A 1,799-nucleotide genomic window follows, 5' to 3' on the forward strand; every position below is an offset into this window, starting at 1 on the left:
GAGAAATAAACTCGTCTTTCATTGGTATGAGTGTTGGTGCTTATATTAACGAGCTAGAGAGCGAGTCTTAAGTTCGAAAATAATCTTCTCAGCGCTGACTTCAAACTTAAAGCGAGCATTTAATTCTGTGCTTTCTTCTGTCAGTTCTGATGCTTCAAACTCAACGTTGCTAGACACTTGTTTAGCAAGCTCAACGTACTTAGCAAACTCAGTTTCAATGAGTGCTTTAGAGTTACCGTAAACCGTTACTTCGGCAACATCGTCGCCTTCTTTAATGATAAACCCGATTTCACCTGCGCAGCCGCAAGCCTCACATACATCATTGTTACCAATATCTTGGCTCATAAATAATCCTCTTACAAAGTCTGCGGTTATTCTAGCGAGCAATTTGAACTGTATCTACAAAAATCAAAATCTTTGAACTAATTTTTACTAGTATGCTATGCTGTTTGATAGGATATTTAATGAATATGTATATTCGCGACGATAAATATGTATGTGATTAATATCACGTTTTCCTGAAGAGGTACGTTATTTATTTGTCAGAATATCATTCACTTAGTTGCGCCAGGATTGATTTTATAAGAGTATCTATCGCTTGACAGTTATTTATACAATGAATTTTTCGTTGGGTATTTCATATTCTAAGTAGTTATTTAAACTTATCGACTTAGGATTGTAAGGTGATTTTCGAAGAATAATTAAACAAAGTGCCCAAAGAGGCAACACTGTAAAATTGTTCGTACAAAGTATTTGTGGGTATTTAATGGAAATACTTGCGAAAAAATACCTTGCTCACATAATGCTGATAACGATTTTCATTCTGACTTCATTCGGTTGAGTTAGATGGATTTACAAAGAGAAGAACCTGAATATGCCAAAGCGTAGTAAAGAAGATACAGAAATCACGATCCAGAAGATCATGGATGCCGTTGTAGACCAGTTATTGAGATTGGGTTACGACAAAATGTCATACACGACGTTGAGTCAACAAACAGGCGTTTCTCGTACAGGTATAAGTCATCACTTTCCAAAGAAAACGGATTTTACTGCTGCTCTAGACGGTCGTATTTTCAAGATGTTCATGGAACACATTGACTTTGAAAATGGCCTTGATGCATTTTCGGCTAGCTGGGTTGCTGCACTTGAAGATGCTGAGTTCCTAGCGATCTTACGTTTACTTTTCCATCATATCGTTACTGCTGAGAATGCACATGAGTTCGCGGCAAACGGTATCGACCGCTTGTACAAGCTAACTGAAACTCAGTTTGGTGATGCTAGTGGTAAAGAATTAGAGTGGTTGATTGGTAAATCATTGATTCATATGAGCCAATAATCAACACGCAATAAAAAAGCTCCTGAGGGGGCTTTTTTTGTACCTGTAGTTTCACTTTTCTTCCTTTTTTCTCTAGCTTTCACACCGTTGTCGTTATGCTGTCTTTGTGCCGAATAAAGTTATTTCTTTTCTTTTTAGATGTTTAGGGTTTCGCCTACATCTTTCTGAGTAACTAAAAGCTTACTAACATTAACTGATGGTGTTTATTTCTAGAGCCTCAAACGCTCAAGGTGAGCCGTTTTAAGGGGTATTGCCATGGTAACTAATAAAATTGATTTTAAGGCGAGAGAGGGACTGTGAGACAATAAAAAGCCTCGAAGAAATCGAGGCGGTGAATGGTGTGGTTGTTAGAGAAAGCGAATACTCAAAACGAACCTGTTCTTAATCGAACTTATTGTGCGGGATGAACCTGGGGGAAGTTCATGGTTGGGTGCTTTTCGACAATACTTGTGTAGCCGTACAC

At 38.0% G+C, this 1,799-nt stretch carries 2 protein-coding genes; one reads left to right on the forward strand and one right to left on the reverse strand.

What is annotated here, in order from left to right; genetic code table 11:
* Positions 1-45: 45 nt before the first annotated feature.
* Positions 46-345, reverse strand: a complete 300-nt coding sequence (locus tag AB4496_RS21300) for a YfcZ/YiiS family protein (RefSeq protein ID WP_009845739.1) — start codon at positions 343-345, stop codon at positions 46-48.
* A 529-nt stretch (positions 346-874) separates the two neighbouring features.
* Between AB4496_RS21300 and AB4496_RS21305 the strand changes: the two genes are divergently transcribed.
* Entirely contained in the window at positions 875-1,336 is a 462-nt protein-coding gene (locus AB4496_RS21305) for a TetR/AcrR family transcriptional regulator (protein WP_009845738.1), read from the forward strand.
* Positions 1,337-1,799 lie beyond the last annotated feature (463 nt).

Source organism: Vibrio sp. 10N.222.46.A1 (assembly GCF_041473595.1).
In the GTDB taxonomy this organism is placed as follows: Bacteria; Pseudomonadota; Gammaproteobacteria; order Enterobacterales; family Vibrionaceae; genus Vibrio; species Vibrio tasmaniensis_A.

Bases quoted from the DNA above. Each gene is read 5' to 3' on its own strand.
- AB4496_RS21300 (WP_009845739.1), bottom strand. From the start codon at position 345: ATGAGCCAAGATATTGGTAACAATGATGTATGTGAGGCTTGCGGCTGC.
- AB4496_RS21305 (WP_009845738.1), top strand. From the start codon at position 875: ATGCCAAAGCGTAGTAAAGAAGATACAGAAATCACGATCCAGAAGATC.